This window comes from Pseudomonas sp. FBCC-B545 (genome assembly GCF_059134095.1).
Genome location: NZ_CP101441.1, coordinates 2400461 through 2418777, shown reverse-complemented (window position 1 = coordinate 2418777; position 18317 = coordinate 2400461). Strand labels below are relative to the sequence as shown.

The window sequence follows — 18317 nt, the reverse complement described above, 5'->3', positions numbered from 1 at the left end:
GTGGAATAACCTTTAACGCCGGACGTCTTTCTAGTCCCAGCGTAGTGACCAGCCAGACACCCATGCATGAACTCGACGAACAGTTACGTGAACTCATCCCCAGGTTGCGACGTTTTGCCGTGTCGCTGACGCGCAACACCAGCAGCGCCGACGACCTGGTGCAGGCAACCCTGGAACGGGCGATCATCGCCTGGGCCGATAAACGTATTGAAGGTGACCTGCACGCATGGCTGTTCTCGATCCTCTACCGGCAGTTCCTCGACGCCCACCGCCGCAGCCGACGCTATGCGCGCATGCTCGAATTCTTCACCGGCCGTGATGACGCGCAGCCTTCGGTGGAACGCACGGTGATGGCCCAATCCACCCTGCAAGCCTTCGACCAGCTCACCGCCGAACAGCGTGCCCTGCTGCTGTGGGTGTCCGTCGAAGGCTTGAGCTATAAGGCCGTGGCCGACATCCTCGACGTGCCCATCGGCACTGTGATGTCACGCCTGTCCCGCGCACGCCAAGCGTTGCGTCAACTCAGCGATGGCGAAATTGCCAGCCCTGCCCTGCGGAGACTCAAATGATCAGCCTGCCCCCCAGCGAACGCGACTTGCATGCCTACGTCGATCACCAATTACTGGAGAGTGACCGCCGCGTGCTTGAAACCTGGCTGGCCAGCCACCCCGAAGTGGCTGCTCAGGTCCAGGCCTGGCAACAGGATGCGCAATTATTGCGTGCGTCTTTAAGCGGCGCCCTGCGACAGCCGAACAACCCGGCACTGGACCCGGCGCTGATTCGCCAGCGTATCAAGCGTCAGTCCCGCCGCCACTTCGCCACCGCGGCGCTGCTGCTGATTGCCGTGAGCCTCGGCGGGATAGGCGGCTGGCAGGCCCGCGAGGCCACCCAGCCGCCGCTATTGCCAATGACCGATGCCATGCAGGCCTACCGCCTGTTTGCCCAGGACGGCATCATGCCCGCCGACTTCAGTGCCGAGGGCAGCGGCAATATGCAGGCCTGGCTCGACCGCTATTTCAATCAAGCCCACCGCCTGCCCGACCTGAGCCAGGCGGGGTTCAAGCCGGTCAGCGGGCGCCTGCTCACCACCGACCAGGGCGCGGCAGCCATGGTGCTGTACGAAGACCCGCAGGGCCGGCGTATCAGCTTCTATATCCGCCCGCCAGGCCCGAACAACGGTTTCCTGCCCCGCGGCAGCCGCAGCGCCGATGGCTTGCAGGCGCAGTACTGGTCGGGCGGCGGCTACAACTACGCGATGGTCAGCCCGGTGGACCAGCCGACCACGGGGTTGATGAAGTTCTAGAAGCCATGTCCAGCATTAGGTTTTCGAGCCAGTTGGCCGCCCCCTACCCTATTGGTCAAATCGCGGTGGGCGCCCTAAAGTAAGCGACCACCGCAACACAGAGTGACTCTATTGGCCGTACTTTCCCTGCTCCAGCGCCTGTTCGCGAAACCATCCAGCGTCTCGGATGCCTCGCCTATCCCGGCGTATTTCCGAAGAACGGCCGAGCAACAGGGCTACACCCTCAGTGAAGGGCAAATGCGGGCGATTACCGCCCTGAATCGCGAAGCCCAACACCTGCTCAACGGCCAAGCCGCCCGTAGCCTGTACCTGCACGGCCCGGTGGGGCGCGGCAAAAGCTGGCTGCTGGACGGGTTCTTCAAGGCCCTGCCCATTGCCGAAAAGCAACGCGTGCACTTTCACGATTTCTTCGCCCGCCTGCACCAAGGCATGTTCCTGCACCGCGGGCATGACGATGCCCTGGCCGTCACCCTGGATCAGCTGCTGGCCGGCTGCCGCGTGCTGTGCTTCGACGAATTCCACGTTCACGATATCGGCGATGCGATGCTCATCCGCCGTTTGTTCAGGGCGCTTTTCCAACGCGACGTGCTAGTGCTAGTGACCTCCAACTATCCGCCCGAGGGGTTGCTGCCCAACCCGCTGTACCACGAACGATTCAAGCCGGTGATCGACCTGATCGCCGCGCGCATGGATGTGCTGGAAGTCAGTTCGCCCCAGGACTTTCGCAGCCTGCCCCAGGCCCACGCACAACAGCGTTTCACCAGCGGCCAGTATGTGTGGCCCGGTACACCGACCCAGCGTGAAAGCCTTAAGCTGCCCACCACGGATTGCCCGGCGCAGCACCTGACGGTCGGCACTCGGCAGCTGCTGTGCCGTGGCCATCAGGCGCGCACCATCGTGTTCACCTTCAACGACCTGTGCGAACAGCTCACGGCGGTCATGGACTACCTGCTGCTGTGCGAGGATTTCGACCACTGGATCATCGACGGCCTGCCGCACCTGGCCGAATGCCCGATTGCCGTGCAGCAGCGGTTCATCAACCTGGTGGACGTGCTCTACGACCAGGACAAACGTCTGACGCTCATCGGCAACCAGCCGCTGGATAAATGCCTGGAAGGTCAGGCCATCGACCTCGCCCGCACTGCCAGCCGCCTGCGCCAGTTGCAAACACCCTGCGCGCAAACCGCCCCCGACCCGGTATCATGAGCGCCTTTTACGCCCCCCATCCGAGTGCCGCGCTGTTCATGACTACCCTCGCCCAACTCAAGGCCGGCCAATTGGCCGGCGCCACGCGCCTGGACCTCGCCTGCGGGCTGACCGAGTTCCCCCGGGAAATCTTCGAACTGGCCGACTCCCTGGAAATCCTCAATCTCACGGGCAACGCCCTGACCAGCTTGCCCGCCGACCTGCATCGCCTGACGCACCTGCGCGTGCTGTTCTGCTCGGACAACGCCTTTACCGAGCTACCGGAGTGCCTGGGCCAGTGCGCGAAACTGAGCATGATCGGCTTCAAGGCCAACCGAATCAGCCACGTGCCCGCCGCCGCACTGCCGCCCCAGTTGCGCTGGCTGATCCTCACCGATAACAGCATCAGCCAATTGCCCGATGAACTGGGTCAGCGCCCGTTGCTGCAAAAGTTGATGCTGGCCGGTAACCAACTGACGCATTTACCGCCAAGTCTGGCCAATTGCGCCAACCTGGAGCTGATCCGCATTGCCTCCAATCGCCTTACACACCTGCCGGATTGGCTGCTGACGCTGCCCAGCCTGACGTGGCTGGCCTACGCCGGTAACCCGGTGGAAATGGCGGTGACCGTGACGGGCGATGATGGGACGCCGAACATTCCTTGGTCTGAACTGGAACTGGGAGAAGTATTGGGCGAAGGCGCTTCCGGGATCATTCACAAAGCAATCTGGAAACCCCAGGCGCTGCCGGTCGCGGTCAAGCTATACAAAGGCACTATCACCAGCGACGGGTCACCGCTGCATGAAATGCACGCCTGCATTGCCGCCGGGCTGCATCCCAACCTGATCAAGGTGCAAGGCCGTGTCATCGGGCACCCGCAGGGTCAGGCGGCATTGGTCATGAGCCTGATCGACCCGAGCTACCGCAACCTCGCGGCCCTGCCTAGCCTGGTGTCCTGCACCCGGGACATCTACGAACCCGATACCCGTTTCAGCCTCGACGTGGCGCTGCGCATGGCACGAGGCATCGCTTCGGTGGCGGCGCACTTGCACCTTCAGGGGATTACCCATGGTGACTTGTATGGCCACAACATTCTGTGGAATGCGACGGGCGATTGTTTGCTCGCAGACTTCGGCGCGGCGTCATTCCATGCCACGACCGACACCTTGGAATCCAGGGCGTTGCAGCGTATTGAAGTGCGCGCATTCGGGGTGTTGCTGGGGGAATTGTTGGAGCGGGGTGAAGGGGCAGTCAGTGAGGATCTGATTGAACTGCAAAAAAGCTGCTGCCAACCCGATGTGTTGGCGCGGCCAAGCTTTGAAGAAATTGAAGGCGTACTGAGCTCTATCTAACACCGCTGGAACAATGTGGGAGTCCCCACCACATCTTCGATGTGACGCTGTCGCGCAGCAAACCAGGGAGTTTGCTCCTGTGGCGGCCTGACAGCCGACCGGGATGTTGGATCAGACCGAGTACATATCCGTTATTTAGGTTACGGCCACTATTGGTTCCGCTTTTACAGCGGGTCACTTTTGAAAAGAGCCCAAAAGTAACCAAAAGGCTCTTGCCGGTATGACTCACCCACATGGGTTACAAATCAGTTCACGCACATAGGTAACAGTTATTAACTAGCACGGTTGACTTCGAGAGGATCTGACCGTGCCCTGGAATGAGCTGAAACCAATGGATCTTAAAGTGATGTTCATAGCCTCTTATCTGGAGGGGAAACACACCTTTAGCAAACTGTGCAGCGACTATGAGATCAGTCGAAAGACTGGTTACAAATGGGTCGAGCGATACGAATCTGAGGGGCCAGGCGGGCTAGAGGAGCGCAGTCGTCGTCGACACAATCAGAGTTATGTAGTGCCTGTTGCCGTCAGGCAGGCAATCATTGAGCTTCGCTCTATCGGAGAAACGACTCCAGGGCCGAAGAAAATCCAGAATGACTTGCTCAAGCGTTTTCCGGATCAGGATCCACCGTCAAAAACGACCATCTACAACATCCTCAAAGCAGCTGACCTGATTACGCCCCAACGCATTCGGCGGCGTGTAGCGGTCTACCCCAAACCCTTGAGCAAGGCGGAAACGCCTAATCAGCTATTCAGCGCTGATTATAAGGGCCAGTTTCTGACAGGCGCGGGGGTTTGGTGCTATCCGCTGACGATCATGGATCACGCCAGCCGTTTCCTACTGGCCTGTCAGAGCATGCCCAGCACTAACTTCAAGGAAACTCAACAGACCTTTGAACGGGTTTTTCGCGAGTACGGTTTACCGGAACGCATCAGGACAGACAACGGCGTGCCATTTGCTAGTACGGGCCAGGCCGGCTTATCGCAGCTGTCGATCTGGTGGCTGCGGTTAGGGATTATTCCTGAGCGAATTGAACCCGGCAGACCAGATCAGAATGGGCGTCACGAACGCATGCACCGAACGCTGAAAAGCACCCTGCCACAACCGCCAGCGACTCCTTGGGAAGCTCAGCAGAAACACTTTAACCGCTTTATGCAGCACTACAATTATGAGCGAGGGCACGAGGCGCTTGATCAAAAAACGCCTGCTTCCTGCTATTCGCCCTCGACCCGGCCTTACCCAGAAAAGCTACCTGAAATGAGTTATCCAAGCCACGTAGAGTGTTACCTGACTGACAGCAATGGAATTATCAATCGATCAGGTCTGCGAATTTACATCGCTAATGTGCTTAAGCATCAGACCATTGGAATGGAGATGATTGGTGATGATATATGGGAGGTGATCTTCGGTCCGGTGATCCTAGGCCGGGTCTATGCTAGAGAGGCAAAGAACGGGTACGTTTCGATAAAAGTGTCACCTATGTAGAGATACTTTTTTGTAACCCATGTGGTTGTCCCGTACATGCCCCACCACTCGGCACCTCGCCCAGGCTCGGTGTGCCCGTAATCCGACATTGATTTGGGGGGCCGCCGCCACGCGCCATCCATGGCGCGGGGCGGCTAAACCGGCATCCCTGCCGGTTTACCCCCCAAATCCCTGTCGAATTCCGGCCAGCGTGGTTTAACGGGGCGCCTAAGATCAAAAACACAGCGAGGCGGCCTTATAGGCGACCTGATCGTTGAAGCTTGCGCGTACCCCTGTGGGAGCTTGCCCGCGAAGGTCGTTAACGATGACGCGGGAAACCAGAAAGAACGCGGCGTTCTCAGGTTTTTCGCGAGCAAGCTCGCTCCTGCAGAAAAGCACGAGCGCCGCCAGCGTATCTGCGATGCGCAGCGAGTCGCTCTTGATCTTGCTTTTGATCTTAGGCGCCCCGTTAAACCACGCTGGCCGAACGCAGGCTTGAAGCCGTGGGCAACTCGGCAGGACGCCGGGTTAGCCGTCCTGGGCCAAGGATGGCCCATGACGGCGGCCCACGGTTTCAAGCCGGAGAGAGGGCACACCGAGCCTGGGCGAGGTGCCGACTGGTGGGGCAAGAGCGTTTTGCTTACTTTGCCGCTTTTGCAAAGTGAGCCGCCGTAAAGGCGGAACCTATAGTAGCCGTTACCTAAGCAACGGATATGTACTCGCCCCAACAACCCAACAACCCGGTCACCTCGTCGAGGTGGCGCCGTCGCGCAGCAACCTGGGCCGACTCCAAAATATCCAGCGTTAAGACTAAATTTTAACTATTTAAAATCAGTAGCTTACTTGAGGCTTTGATAAGAGAGGGCTTGCTCCCGTTAGCGGAGGTTCAGTCAATATCTTCATGACTGACACACTGCATCGGGAGCAAGCCCCCTCCCACATTTTTGACCGCATTTGTCCAGTGGCTAGCCAGCCAGGCCAACAAACATATCCTGCACATCATCATGGTTGTCCAGGCCTTCCAGGAACGCCTCGACTTCGGCCATCTGCTCATCCGTCAAGCCACTGACCGGGTTCTTCGAGAGGTAGCCCAATTTGGCCGACAGCACGGTGAAACCCTGCTCCGGCAAGGCCTTTTGCACGGCATCCAGGTCGGTGGTTTCGGTGATGAACAGGGTGGTGCCCTCTTCTTCACCGTCTTCGAAGTCCTGGGCGCCGGCTTCAATGGCGGCCATTTCCGGATCCGCGTCCGGGGTATCCGGCGAAGCTTCGATCAGCCCGACATGGTTGAAGTCCCAGGCCACCGAGCCAGAAGCGCCCAGTTGGCCCTTGCGGAATGCCACGCGGATTTCCGCGACGGTGCGGTTGATGTTGTCGGTCACGCACTCGACGATCAACGGCACCTGGTGCGGGGCGAAACCTTCGTAGGTCACGCGATGGTACTGCACGGTTTCACCGAGCAGACCGGCGCCCTTCTTGATCGCGCGGTCCAGGGTTTCCTTTGGCATCGAGGCTTTCTTGGCTTGCTCCACCACCAGGCGCAGGTGCGCGTTGGTCGCGGTATCGGCACCGTTACGGGCGGCGATGGTGATTTCTTTCACCAGCTTGCCGAAGATCTTGCCCTTGGCATTGGCTGCCGCTTCTTTATGTTTGACTTTCCACTGTGCGCCCATGACTCACTCTCTACTATCCATGGCGCCGAAACGTCTACTGGCCGGCGCTTTGGGGGCAGAGTTTATAGCGCAAAAACACTCTAATCCACCAAAAAACCGGCCAGGTGCCTCAGGTGCGCAGGGGTTTGCCTGTGACATTGCGATCAGGGACGAAGTCCCCGACCTGGGCCAGTACCGCAGGCCTGGCGTTCCAGTAGGGCATCAGCACCAGGGATGAAAACAGCGCCGCGCCGGCAAAGACGATAAATACCGTGACGGTATCGAAGTAGCCCGGCAGCAAGCCGCCAAGGATCGCCCCCACCGAACCGCAACCATTGACAAAACCTGCCGCCGTGGCGCCGGCCTTGGCGGTGCCGAAGTCGATGGCCGCCGTGCTGCTGATCATCGAATCAGGGCCGTACAGAGTCAGGCCCATCACAAACAACAGAGCCATCACCAACACCACGCTGCCGGTGTGCAGCGCGCCCATGAATAACGCCAAGGCTACGGTCAGCGCCAGCAGGCTAAGCACACAGGCGGGCATGCGCCGGGCGCCGAACAGTTTGTCGGAGGCCAGGCCGATCAGCACCGGCCCGAGCAAGCCGGCCAGCTCGAACGCAGTAGGCACGATGGCCGCGCCAACCTTGCCCACCGACGGCATCTGCTCGTAGACGATCACCGGGCCCCACAACAGGATCGCGTAGCGCGCCGGCTTGAGCAGGAAGTACGCCAGGCCCAGGGTCAACACCGTGCGATTGCGCAGGATCGCACGCAGCGGTTCGAGCACGCTGATGCGCTTTTCAGCAGCAGCCTCTTCGGCGCTCAAGACCGGCTCGGGCTCCACCGCCGGCAAGCCTACATCCTGTGGGGTATTGCGCTGGAACATAAAGAACAGCACGGCCACCACCGCCACCACTGCGGCGCTGGAGATAAACGCCGCGTGCCAACTGCCGATCAGCGTATACGCCCACCAGCCGGCAAACGGCGAAGCGACCAAGCCACCAAAGGCATAGCACGAACTCCACAGCCCCAGCACCCGCCCCCGCTGCTGGGCCGGGAAGAAACTGCCAAGGTTCTTGCACAACCCCGACCAACCGGTGGATTGCGCCAAGCCCTGGATCAGCATGCAGGTGACGAAGATCGGCAAGGTGGCGAACGTGCCCATCACCAGCGCCGCGGCGGCAGAAACCAGCAAGCCGCCGAGCACCACCACCCGTGGCCCGAAGCGGTCGGCGAGCATGCCCCAGGTGAATTGGCCCACGGCGTACGCGGCGAGGTAGAGGCCATCCAGGTTGGCCATCATCATTTTGTCGAGGGGGAAACCCGGGTCGTCACCGATCCCCAGCTTCGCTACGGAAAATGCTTTGCGGGTGAAATAGAAAGCGGCGTACGCCAGCCAGGTGATGGCGAAAATCTGCACGCGCCAACGCTTGATGCTACCCATCGGGATATTCATGGTGGTTCTGACCTCAGGTGTGAGTGTGCCGGCAGAATCGAAAGAAAACGCCTGTTGTTTTTATGGTTGAGCACTGCAATGCGGGGCCGTGGAGGGCGCAACATTGGTCAGATGGGTGCGGTATGCCTGCGCCCATGGCCACCGAGATTGTAGGACTCAACCTACGGCGACTGAGGTGCATCAAAGCAATGGCTGACTAATAGGTAAAATCGATTTATCGTATTTCAAATATAAGCCCAGCTTGTAAGAGGACCTGCCATGTCGGTTTCCCATGCCCAGCTCAAGGCCTTCCACGCGGTGGCCGTCCACGGCAGTTTCACCGGTGCCGCCGAGCGGCTGTTCCTGACCCAGCCGGCGATTTCCGACCAGGTACGCAAACTCGAAGAGCGCTTCGGCGTATTGCTGTTTCACCGCAACAAGCGCTCGGTACGCCTGACCGACCTCGGTGAACGCCTTCTGGGCATTACTCAACGGCTGTTTGTGATCGAGGCCGAAGCCGAGGAATTGCTGCAGGACTCCCGCGCCCTGCTTACCGGCACCCTCACCCTGGCGGTGGATGCCCCGGTGCATGTACTGCCGCAGATTGCGCGCTTCTGCCAGCTGTACCCCGGAATCAGCGTGAAGATCGAAACCGGCAATACCGATGAATCATTGTTTCGCCTGTACAACTATCAGGCTGACCTGGCGCTGCTGGGGCGCGATGTCGACGATGCGCGCCTGTTGTCGCTGCCCTTGCCCGACGACCAGCTCCTGGCGTTTGTCGCACGCAACCACCCTTGGGCCGGACGCGAGTCGATCTGCCTGGCCGACCTCGACGACACACCCTTGGTATTGCGCGAAATCGGCTCGGTCACCCGTCAAACCCTGGAGCAGGAAATGAGCCAAGCCGGCCTGCGCATTCGCCCGGCGATCCAGGTAGAAGGCCGCGAAGCCGCCCGCGAGGCGGTGGTGGTGGGCATTGGCGTGGGCGTGGTGTCGGCAGCCGAGTTCGGCGCCGACGCACGGGTGTACGCCATGCCGATTCGAGATTGCACCCAGCGCATGAAGGAAACCCTGGTGTGCCTGAAGGAACAGAGCTCACGTCGGGTGGTGCGGACCTTTTTGGAAATCGTGCGTGAGAGCCTTCATGCCAATTCGAAAAATGCCTGAATCAAGCGCAGCGAGCGGCGCCGCTCCATGCACCCGAGCATATGCCGGTTGAGCAGCCCATCGCCCAGGATCGGGACCGCTTGCACACGCGGGTCCGGGCTGACCTCCATCGACGACACCACTCCTACCCCCAACTCAGCCGCAACGGCCTCGGTCACGGCTTCACGGCTGTCCAACTCCAGCAGTACCTTGGGCTGCACATGCGCCGCCAGGCAGGCGTCGTCAAAGGTGCGCCGGGTGATGGAGCTGGGCTCGCGCAGCACCATGATCACCTCGTGCAATTGCGTCAGTTGAATGCCTTCGCGCTGGTTTGCCCACGGATGCGCAGCCGGCACCAGCGCGCAAATCCGTGACTCGTCCAAAGGCTGCAAGTGCAGGCCATTACGCGGCTCCACCTCGGTGAGCACCGCCACGTCCGCATGTTCGGACAGCAGCGCCGCCAAGGCTTCCTGGGCATTGCCCAAGCGCAGGTTCACGGTAATGCCCGGGTAGCGCGAGCGCAGGCTGGCGATCATCGGCATCACCAAGTGCGGGCCATCGGCGGCCACTTCCAGGCGTCCAGTGAGCAACTGGCGGTTGGCCTCCAGCATGGTCTGCGCCTCGTCCACCAAACCGAAGATCGCCCGGGTAATGGCCGCCAGGCGCGCGCCCTCCTCGGTCAACTCCACGCGCCGGGCGGTACGGCGCAACAACGGAATCTGGTAGTGCTCCTCCAACGCCTTGATATGCCCGGTCACCGCCGGCTGGCTGATAAACAGCCGAGCCGCTGCCCGGGTAAAACTGCCCTCGCGGGCCACCGCATCGAATGCACGTAGTTGGAACAGGTTCATAGTTATCGGCCTCACTGATAGCTCGCATAACAACAAACAATTTGATTGATAACAAGCCAAACTGCAATTTAGGCGCCGTAGCTTCAACCCCCGATACCTTGCGAGGACTTGAGATGACCACTGCCGCGCCGATCCTGTTGACCCCTGGTCCCCTGACCACATCGAACCGCACCCGCCAGGCGATGATGGTGGATTGGGGCTCATGGGATGACCGCTTCAACCAGCTCACCGCCAGCGTTTGCACGCAGCTGCTGGCGATCCTCAACGGTGCTGACAGCCATCATTGCGTGCCGTTACAAGGCAGCGGCACCTTCGCCGTCGAAGCGGCCATCGGCACGCTGGTGCCCCGCGAGGGTAAGGTGCTGGTGCTGATCAACGGTGCTTACGGCAAGCGCCTGGCGAAGATCTGCGAGGTGCTTGGCCGCGCATTCAGCACCTTTGAAACCGCCGAAGACGCGCCCACCACCGCTGCCGATGTGGATCGCCTGCTGCACGCCGACAGCGCCATCACCCACGTCGCGCTGATCCATTGTGAAACCAGCACCGGCATCCTCAACCCACTGCCGGAGATCGCCCAGGTGGTCAAACACCACGGCAAGCGCCTGATAATCGATGCCATGAGTTCCTTCGGCGCGCTGCCGATCGATGCCCGCGAAGTCCCGTTCGAAGCGTTGATCGCCGCCTCCGGCAAATGCCTGGAAGGCGTGCCGGGCATGGGCTTTGTCTTTGCAGAAAAACATGCGCTGGCCGCTGCCCAAGGCAACTGCCATTCCCTGGCGATGGACCTGTTCGACCAGCACAGCTATATGGTCAAGACCGGCCAATGGCGCTTCACTCCGCCGACCCACGTGGTCGCCGCCCTGCATGAAGCCTTGCTGCAATACGCTGAGGAAGGCGGCCTGCCCGCCCGCCATCAACGCTACGCGGATAACTGCCAGGCACTGCTGGATGGCATGGCCGCACTGGGCCTGCGCAGCTTTCTGCCGGCGGCGATCCAGGCGCCGATCATCGTCACCTTCCACGCACCAAAAGACCCGCGCTACCAGTTCAAGGACTTCTACGAACGGGTCAAGGCCAAGGGCTTCATCCTGTACCCGGGCAAGCTGACCCAGGTGGAAACCTTTCGCGTGGGCTGCATCGGCCATGTCGACGCGGCCGGCATGCGCGCAGCGGTCAAGGCCATCGCCGAGGTGCTGCAAGAAATGGAAGTGTTGGACATTTGACTCCCCCCATTACCACAGGATCTGAACCATGAACTACCAAAACCCCAACACCCTCCAGGCCGTTATCCTCGACTGGGCCGGCACCGTGGTCGACTTCGGCTCCTTCGCGCCCACGCAGATCTTTGTCGAGGCCTTTGCCGAGTTCGACGTGCAAGTCTCTATCGAGGAAGCCCGTGGCCCGATGGGCATGGGCAAGTGGGACCATATCCGCACCCTCTGCGACCAGCCGCAAGTTGCCGAGCGCTACCGCAAGGCGTTCGGCCGCACGCCGACCGATGATGATGTGACCGCCATCTACCAGCGCTTCATGCCGCTGCAGATCGAGAAGATCGCCGAGCACTCGGCGCTGATCCCCGGTGCCCTCGACACCATTGCAGCGCTGCGGGCGCAAGGGATCAGGATCGGCTCCTGCTCCGGCTATCCCAAGCAAGTGATGGACAAGGTCGTGGCCCTGGCCGCCACCAACGGCTATGTCGCCGACCATGTGGTCGCCACCGACGAAGTCCCCAACGGTCGCCCGTGGCCGGCCCAGGCCCTGGCCAATGTGATCGCCCTGGGCATTGATGACGTGGCCGCGTGCGTGAAGGTCGACGACACCGTGCCGGGCATTCTTGAAGGCCGTCGCGCCGGCATGTGGACGGTGGCGCTGACCTGCTCGGGCAATGCCCTGGGCCTGACCCTTGATCAATTCCGTGCCTTGGACAGCGCCACGTTGACCAGCGAGCGCCAGCGTATCGAAGCGATGTTCGAAAGTTCGCGCCCGCATTATCTGATCGACACCATCACCGATCTGCCGGCTGTCATCGCCGAGATCAATGCTCGCCTGGCCCGCGGGGAAATGCCGCAGAGCGACTGACCAGGATCAAGACAACGGCATTTGCAACGAGCGAAGCGCTTGAAACGGGCATACAGTTAACCCACTCCGTCGCCAAAGAACGGAGGCATGCCCTGATGAGAGAGGAACCCAGCAATGCCGTGGAAAAATTCCGATTCACGCTACAGCACCATGTCGATTGCGCTGCACTGGTTGATGGTGGTGCTGCTGGCGGTGGTCTACGCCTGCATTGAACTGCGCGGGCAATTCCCCAAAGGCAGCGGTGCGCGCACGTTGATCGTCGAAATGCACTTCATGCTCGGCCTGACCGTGTTTGTGCTGGTGTGGCTGCGCCTGTTTGCACGCAGCCTGGGAGTCGCGCCGAAGATCGTGCCGGCACCGCCGCAATGGCAGAGCCTGCTGGCGACGCTGATGCACTGGGCGTTGTATGCGTTGATGATCGGCTTGCCGATTGCCGGTTGGTTGATCGTCAGTGCCAAAGGGCATTCGGTGATGTTCTATGGGATGGAGTTACCGCCGCTGATTGCAGAAAACAAGGCGTTGGCCGAGGAGATTGAAAGCTGGCATGTGTTGTTCGGCCAGGTTGGTTATTGGTTGATCGGGTTGCATGCGCTGGCGGGGATCTTTCACCATTATGTGATGCGCGATAACACGGCGCTGCGCATGATACCGGGAAGGCATACACCCGCCGGCTGACAGCTTTTCCCTATAGGAGTGAGTTTGCTCGCCGCCACGAGCAGGGGGTGTTAGGCCCAGGTCTTACATCTCCTGCGAACTACCACAACGTCATTCTCTCTCGACTGACGGCACAAACTAAACATGTCACCTCTGCGCCAGTTAAAAAAACGGCAGACATTACTAATATCCCTATATCAGCTTGAGCGTAACAAGCCACAACGCGCCATAAACCTCAACTCATAATTTTTAGCTATATATAAAATTGCGGAAAATCATAAACCGCTCTTATAGCTACTCGAAATTACTCAGTAGAAAATTGCAAAAAACAACTCTATTTAAAAACTTGAAAACCACAAAAACCCAACTAAATTCTCCAACTACCAATATGCACGTCTGATTTTTCCTACGCAGTCTGGTCAGCAGTAACCAAGTAGCGAAGACGCAATGAATGGGGTCTCGTTATGGAAGAGTTACTTATTCTAGTCGACCAATATGACCGCAAAAAAGGTTGCGCCCCCAAATTAGAAGCCCATCAAAAAGGCCAGTTACATCGCACGTTTTCGATCTTTATTTTCGACCACGCAGGGGCTTTATTGCTACAGCAGCGCGCATTCGGCAAATACCACTCGCAAGGCCTATGGACCAACACCTGTTGCGGCCACCCACGCCCTGGTGAACGGACAAAAGCGGCTGCAGCACGACGCTTGCAGGAAGAAATGGGAATTACGTGCTCTCTGCATAAGGTCTCCACTCTGCTCTATCGAGAGAAAGTTTCAAATCAGCTCATCGAGCACGAGTTCGACCACATATTTGTCGGTATCAGCCGTAGCGACCCCATTGCCAATCCCGACGAAGCACATGCTTGGCGATGGATGAAGCTTTCGCACATTCATACGCAAATCGACGCAACTCCGGGGGCTTTTACTGTCTGGTTCCGCCGAATATTCGAGACCATCGGACTTGCCGGAGTGCTCGCTTGGAAAGAGCTTGCGCCCATCGACCGCTAGGCTGAATTCACGCCCTGCCCCAGTGAACACCCTGCACTGCAACCCAACGATGGCTTCGGTAACGTCATCGCGCAAGGTAACCCAACATTCGATACCTCGACGATCACACAGAATTAACCCTGCATGACGATCAAACATGGCTGGACCAGATGATTGACCTGATCAGCACGGGCACGCACTGAGACATGCCGTCACGGGAATAGCGCTATAACAAGGAGTCCAGCATGTTCGAGCTGCTCAATACCATCGACAACCCGGTTGATTTACGAGCCCTGCATTCGGGAGCGCTTGCGCCTCTGGCAGACGAGCTGCGTGCGTTCATCCTGCATAGCGTTTCACGCACTGGCGGCCACCTCTCGGCGAACCTGGGCACCGTCGAACTGAGCATCGCCTTGCACTATGTATTCGATACGCCCAAGGACCGGATTGTCTGGGATGTGGGCCATCAGGCCTACGCCCATAAAATCCTTACTGGACGCCGTGAAGCCATGGCGAGTATTCGCCAGTTCGGAGGTATTTCCGGATTCCCACGGCGTAGCGAATCAAGCTACGACGCCTTTGGTACCGCGCATGCCAGCACCTCGATTTCGGCGGCGCTGGGCATGGCATTAGCCGCCCGGCTCAAAGGCGAGCATCGTCACTGCGTCGCGGTGGTTGGAGACGGCGCACTGTCGGGTGGCATGGCATTCGAAGCGATGAACAATGCAGGCTTGTATAGCGACTTGCCGCTGCTGGTAATCCTTAATGACAACGACATATCAATTTCACCCTCCGTCGGGGCGTTGCGTTATCACTTGGGTGAACTCAAAGAGCTTGTTGCCCCGGCATCGTTGTTCGAGACACTGGGGTTCAACTATACAGGTCCCATCAACGGTCATGACCTGAATGAATTGGTTTCTGCCCTCTCAGCCGTGCGTAACCTGCGAGGGTCGCAACTGCTACACATCATTACTGAGAAGGGCCACGGCTACTCACCGGCCGCCACTGACCCTGTGCTCTATCACGGCACCGGAAAATTCGAACCCACGCAAGGCATTCTTCCCACCATGCCTGGCAAACCTACCTATACACAGATATTTGGCCAGTGGCTGTGCGACGAAGCGGAAAACGATCCACGTGTCGTCGCCATCACCCCCGCCATGCGTGAAGGCTCAGGGCTGGTCGAGTTTGAGCGACGCTTCCCGAATCGCTACTTCGACGTCGGCATTGCCGAGCAACACGCCCTGACCTTCGCCGCCGGACTCGCCAGCGAAGGCCTGAAGCCGGTAGTCGCCATCTACTCGAGCTTCTTGCAGCGAGCCTATGACCAACTGATTCACGATATCGCCATTCAAAACCTGCCCGTAGTGTTCGCCATCGACCGGGCCGGCATCGTGGGTGCGGACGGCGCCACCCATAACGGGGCTTTCGATATAGCCTATCTGCGTTGCGTGCCCAACCTGACGATTATGTGCCCCGCCGACGAAAACGAATGTCGGCAGATGCTGCACACCGCACTACTCCAGAACGGCCCCACCGCCGTGCGTTATCCGCGCGGGAAAGGCAACTCAGTCGCCGCGCTATCTGCGCTGCCTCCCCTACCGATTGGCAGAGGCGAAGTACGGCGCACCTCAAACCAACCTGCGGGAGATCGCATTGCCATTCTGGCCTTTGGCTCGATGGTTTTGCCCGCCCTTGAGTCAGGCGAAGCACTCGATGCGACAGTAGCCAATATGCGCTTCATCAAACCACTGGATGGCGCACTGATCGAGGAATTGGCCCGCACCCACGATTTGCTGGTGACCATCGAGGAAGGCTGTGTGATGGGTGGCGTGGGCTCTGCGTGCCTGGAGCATCTGGCCGCTATTTTTGGCCTATCACGCCCAACGTTGCAGCTGGGTTTTACCGACGAATTCATCGAGCACGGTCGCCCTGAAGAACTACTTGGTGCCTGTGGTCTTGATGCCGCCGGGATCACCAGTTCAATACAGACATTCCTGGCGCGACAAAGCCTGGAGGTCCCGTTGAATGGCTCTGCCTCACACGCCGATGTGCTGCGAGCCCAAGCATAAAGTGAATACTCACAAGGAGAGCGCCATGAGTACCTCAGTCGAGCAGTACAACCCTGCAGGGGAAAGCCTGACCTATGAAATCATTCAAGGCTCCAGTGTCAATGACTACCAGGAAAAGGTCGTGTACACCTATGGCGATAGTCCTGAGGACTGGCGCAAAGCAATTGGCAACGCCCTTTGGTTCCAGTTCGGTGTTTACGACGACCCACGCTCTGCACAGCCGATCACGCTTGATGAATCGGGCCTGCGTTACTTTGAAAAACAACTGAAACTGGCCGGCCTTGCGCAACCAGGCAACCCTGAAATTAAGCGTATTCTCGATATCGGCTGTGGTTGGGGGACCGTCTTGGTGTATCTAGCTAAGTATTTCCCTGATTGCAGGCACTTGGACGGCATTAATGTCAGCGCACGTCAGCTGGAATACGCAGCCAGACTCCATGCAGATCAAGCTTTATCAGATCGCATTAATTTATACCAATGCAACGCGCAAGATATTGATCTATTACCCTCAATAGAGGAACCCTATGATCTGGTTATTATGCGCGGAGTCATATCTCACTTCCCTAATGATCTATACGAAACAGTAATGAAAAAACTGTCCAAGCAGCTTGCTCCAAACGGTACAATTATCATTTCTGACAACCTCTACAACGTAGAACTTGAAAAATACACTTCCGACACAGCTGACACTGTTGACAGGCTTGCTTGCAAGCACCGAAAGACGCCTGAGTACCTCTCGCGGGTAATTAAGCAAAGCGGATTTGCCATCCAGGACATGCGTATACTACCCGATAACGCTGATGCGACGCACTGGCTACTTAATATAAAAACAAACATTGAGAATAACTTTCCTGGCGGCGTAACTGGCGCACTGGAAGAGCTGCACACAACCTGTGAAAGTTTGTCAGTTGCAATAGTCAAGAATAAAATTTCGATTTACAGCGTGATACTAAAACCTTACTAAGTTTTTACCTCAGGCCATCCAAGCATTTGTCAATACCTCGGAAAAATCCATGAACAACTCACCTGAAAACTTTGTGCACGCTTTGAAAAATTTACCAAAACCTGGCGATACAATATATCACCCTGACTTTAATTTAACGCTAAAACCTATGTGGCACCCGGATCATGAGGCAGTAACCAAGCAGGTCGCACTCACTGACAGCCCCTATATTCTTGCTCACTATGGTAGTCAGAAAGCCGTTGATCACTACTTATCCATGGAAATGACCGCCTATGGTGGTCTCGCATATCCACATACTAAACCTGACAGAATTTACAATTTAGAGCGGATGATGAGTATCACCACGCTGATCGACGATACCACTACCAAGCCCGACATACTCGCCGACCAACAACGGCAAGCTGAACTTCGTCAGCATTATTTCGATGCGATAGCGGGTATCAGGCCTCCTGCGGACTTCCCCATCGCCCAACTACTATATGAGGGATTAGTCCCTATAAAGGACCAGCTATCTTCGAAACCACAGGTGTGGCGTCGCTTGGAAGAGTCGTTAAACACCTTAATCACGAGGCAAACCAACTCCCTGGCGCTTGAGATGGACACACTCACCCTTGAGCGCTACGTGGAGTTACGGCGCATTGATAATTATGGAGAGTGGGCAGCCATGATGACGGAGTATGCAATCGACGTAGATATGACTGACGCACTGGCTACCGATGAATCGCTCGTTACCGTAAGAACCGCGGCTATCGACTCGATCACATTGGTGAACGACCCTTATTCATTTCGCAAAGAAATACATATCGCCGACTCAGTCAACTCCGTGTGGCTGTTCATGCGCCTTGAGGGGCTCACCCTTCAGCAATCGCTAAATAAACTGGCAGTCATCGTCCAGAACAATGAGAAAAAACTGATTGACGCCCGCGACAGGGTTCTCGCCGGCCCCCTAGGAGAACGCAACGACGTACGACAATACCTTACGGAATTGGAACATCTGGCCTCGGGAAATGCAGAGTTCCATGCTGTCAGCACGCGCTATCACGGAAGCGATTTCAAAGGAAAACGCTTTATCTGCGGGGAAGTGACCATCAGGCCATTGCCTTCTACCGATGAGATCGCAGCTGAAGATATTGCAGAGCAGCAGGCCAGCCGTACGAGATGATTTTCGTC

General features: G+C 58.2%; 16 protein-coding genes. 13 read left to right on the top strand and 3 right to left on the bottom strand.

The genetic code is table 11. The annotated features are described in order from the left end of the window. Positions 1-62 precede the first annotated feature (62 nt). From NMB39_RS11275 to NMB39_RS11255, 5 genes are all read left to right on the top strand, one after another. Positions 63-569, top strand: a complete 507-nt coding sequence (locus tag NMB39_RS11275; RefSeq protein ID WP_494339232.1) for a sigma-70 family RNA polymerase sigma factor — start codon at positions 63-65, stop codon at positions 567-569. Next, on the top strand, positions 566-1303 hold the full coding sequence (locus tag NMB39_RS11270; RefSeq protein WP_494339233.1) for an anti-sigma factor family protein: 738 nt from the start codon (positions 566-568) through the stop codon (positions 1301-1303). The genes NMB39_RS11275 and NMB39_RS11270 overlap by 4 nt, the downstream gene beginning before the upstream one ends. A 111-nt stretch (positions 1304-1414) precedes the next feature. Continuing rightward, complete coding sequence (zapE, locus tag NMB39_RS11265; RefSeq protein ID WP_494339234.1) at positions 1415-2509, top strand: cell division protein ZapE; 1095 nt, start codon at positions 1415-1417, stop codon at positions 2507-2509. Between the two features lie 38 nt (positions 2510-2547). Continuing rightward, positions 2548-3840 carry a protein kinase gene (locus tag NMB39_RS11260; protein ID WP_494340598.1) on the top strand — a complete coding sequence of 431 codons (1293 nt, stop codon included), beginning with the start codon at positions 2548-2550 and terminating at the stop codon, positions 3838-3840. A gap of 307 nt (positions 3841-4147) precedes the next feature. Beyond that, complete coding sequence (locus NMB39_RS11255; protein WP_494339235.1) at positions 4148-5323, top strand: integrase core domain-containing protein; 1176 nt, start codon at positions 4148-4150, stop codon at positions 5321-5323. Positions 5324-6267: 944 nt separating this feature from the next. Here NMB39_RS11255 and NMB39_RS11250 read toward each other — a convergent pair. Together NMB39_RS11250 and NMB39_RS11245 are read right to left on the bottom strand one after the other, a co-directional pair. After that, entirely contained in the window at positions 6268-6975 is a 708-nt protein-coding gene (locus tag NMB39_RS11250) for a YebC/PmpR family DNA-binding transcriptional regulator (RefSeq protein ID WP_005789254.1), read from the bottom strand. Between the two features lie 109 nt (positions 6976-7084). Continuing rightward, complete coding sequence (locus NMB39_RS11245) at positions 7085-8410, bottom strand: MFS transporter (RefSeq protein WP_057025249.1); 1326 nt, start codon at positions 8408-8410, stop codon at positions 7085-7087. Positions 8411-8668: 258 nt separating this feature from the next. Here NMB39_RS11245 and NMB39_RS11240 point away from each other — a divergent pair, with 258 nt between their 5' ends. Next, positions 8669-9559: a LysR substrate-binding domain-containing protein gene (locus NMB39_RS11240; RefSeq protein WP_057025248.1), complete on the top strand. Its 891-nt coding sequence runs from the start codon at positions 8669-8671 to the stop codon at positions 9557-9559. On the opposite strand, the gene NMB39_RS11235 is transcribed toward NMB39_RS11240, so the two are convergent. Next, positions 9535-10389, bottom strand: a complete 855-nt coding sequence (locus tag NMB39_RS11235) for a LysR substrate-binding domain-containing protein (RefSeq protein WP_057025247.1) — start codon at positions 10387-10389, stop codon at positions 9535-9537. The genes NMB39_RS11240 and NMB39_RS11235 overlap by 25 nt on opposite strands. Before the next feature lie 113 nt (positions 10390-10502). On the opposite strand from NMB39_RS11235, the gene NMB39_RS11230 reads away from it, so the two are divergent. The 7 genes from NMB39_RS11230 (at position 10503) to NMB39_RS11200 (ending at position 18309) form a co-directional block, all read left to right on the top strand. Next, on the top strand, positions 10503-11612 hold the full coding sequence (locus tag NMB39_RS11230) for a 2-aminoethylphosphonate--pyruvate transaminase (protein WP_057025246.1): 1110 nt from the start codon (positions 10503-10505) through the stop codon (positions 11610-11612). Positions 11613-11640: 28 nt separating this feature from the next. Continuing rightward, complete coding sequence (gene phnX, locus NMB39_RS11225) at positions 11641-12468, top strand: phosphonoacetaldehyde hydrolase (protein ID WP_057025245.1); 828 nt, start codon at positions 11641-11643, stop codon at positions 12466-12468. A 114-nt stretch (positions 12469-12582) separates the two neighbouring features. Then, positions 12583-13143, top strand: coding sequence for a cytochrome b (locus NMB39_RS11220; protein ID WP_057025244.1), 561 nt, complete (start codon positions 12583-12585; stop codon positions 13141-13143). A gap of 443 nt (positions 13144-13586) precedes the next feature. After that, positions 13587-14132 carry an isopentenyl-diphosphate Delta-isomerase gene (gene idi, locus NMB39_RS11215; RefSeq protein WP_494339236.1) on the top strand — a complete coding sequence of 182 codons (546 nt, stop codon included), beginning with the start codon at positions 13587-13589 and terminating at the stop codon, positions 14130-14132. A 224-nt stretch (positions 14133-14356) separates the two neighbouring features. After that, on the top strand, positions 14357-16183 hold the full coding sequence (dxs, locus tag NMB39_RS11210; RefSeq protein ID WP_057025242.1) for a 1-deoxy-D-xylulose-5-phosphate synthase: 1827 nt from the start codon (positions 14357-14359) through the stop codon (positions 16181-16183). A gap of 25 nt (positions 16184-16208) precedes the next feature. Next, positions 16209-17147 carry an SAM-dependent methyltransferase gene (locus NMB39_RS11205; RefSeq protein WP_494339237.1) on the top strand — a complete coding sequence of 313 codons (939 nt, stop codon included), beginning with the start codon at positions 16209-16211 and terminating at the stop codon, positions 17145-17147. Between the two features lie 49 nt (positions 17148-17196). Next, a complete protein-coding gene (locus tag NMB39_RS11200) occupies positions 17197-18309 on the top strand; it encodes a terpene synthase family protein (protein ID WP_494339238.1) in 1113 nt (370 codons plus the stop codon). Positions 18310-18317 lie beyond the last annotated feature (8 nt).

What these genes read in the sequence shown, in the direction of transcription:
- NMB39_RS11275 (WP_494339232.1), top strand. Translation starts at nt 63, where the DNA reads ATGCATGAACTCGACGAACAGTTACGTGAACTCATCCCCAGGTTGCGA.
- NMB39_RS11270 (WP_494339233.1), top strand. Translation starts at nt 566, where the DNA reads ATGATCAGCCTGCCCCCCAGCGAACGCGACTTGCATGCCTACGTCGAT.
- NMB39_RS11260 (WP_494340598.1), top strand. Translation starts at nt 2,548, where the DNA reads ATGACTACCCTCGCCCAACTCAAGGCCGGCCAATTGGCCGGCGCCACG.
- NMB39_RS11250 (WP_005789254.1), bottom strand. Translation starts at nt 6,975, where the DNA reads ATGGGCGCACAGTGGAAAGTCAAACATAAAGAAGCGGCAGCCAATGCC.
- NMB39_RS11245 (WP_057025249.1), bottom strand. Translation starts at nt 8,410, where the DNA reads ATGAATATCCCGATGGGTAGCATCAAGCGTTGGCGCGTGCAGATTTTC.
- NMB39_RS11240 (WP_057025248.1), top strand. Translation starts at nt 8,669, where the DNA reads ATGTCGGTTTCCCATGCCCAGCTCAAGGCCTTCCACGCGGTGGCCGTC.
- NMB39_RS11235 (WP_057025247.1), bottom strand. Translation starts at nt 10,389, where the DNA reads ATGAACCTGTTCCAACTACGTGCATTCGATGCGGTGGCCCGCGAGGGC.
- NMB39_RS11230 (WP_057025246.1), top strand. Translation starts at nt 10,503, where the DNA reads ATGACCACTGCCGCGCCGATCCTGTTGACCCCTGGTCCCCTGACCACA.
- phnX (WP_057025245.1), top strand. Translation starts at nt 11,641, where the DNA reads ATGAACTACCAAAACCCCAACACCCTCCAGGCCGTTATCCTCGACTGG.
- NMB39_RS11220 (WP_057025244.1), top strand. Translation starts at nt 12,583, where the DNA reads ATGCCGTGGAAAAATTCCGATTCACGCTACAGCACCATGTCGATTGCG.
- idi (WP_494339236.1), top strand. Translation starts at nt 13,587, where the DNA reads ATGGAAGAGTTACTTATTCTAGTCGACCAATATGACCGCAAAAAAGGT.
- dxs (WP_057025242.1), top strand. Translation starts at nt 14,357, where the DNA reads ATGTTCGAGCTGCTCAATACCATCGACAACCCGGTTGATTTACGAGCC.
- NMB39_RS11205 (WP_494339237.1), top strand. Translation starts at nt 16,209, where the DNA reads ATGAGTACCTCAGTCGAGCAGTACAACCCTGCAGGGGAAAGCCTGACC.
- NMB39_RS11200 (WP_494339238.1), top strand. Translation starts at nt 17,197, where the DNA reads ATGAACAACTCACCTGAAAACTTTGTGCACGCTTTGAAAAATTTACCA.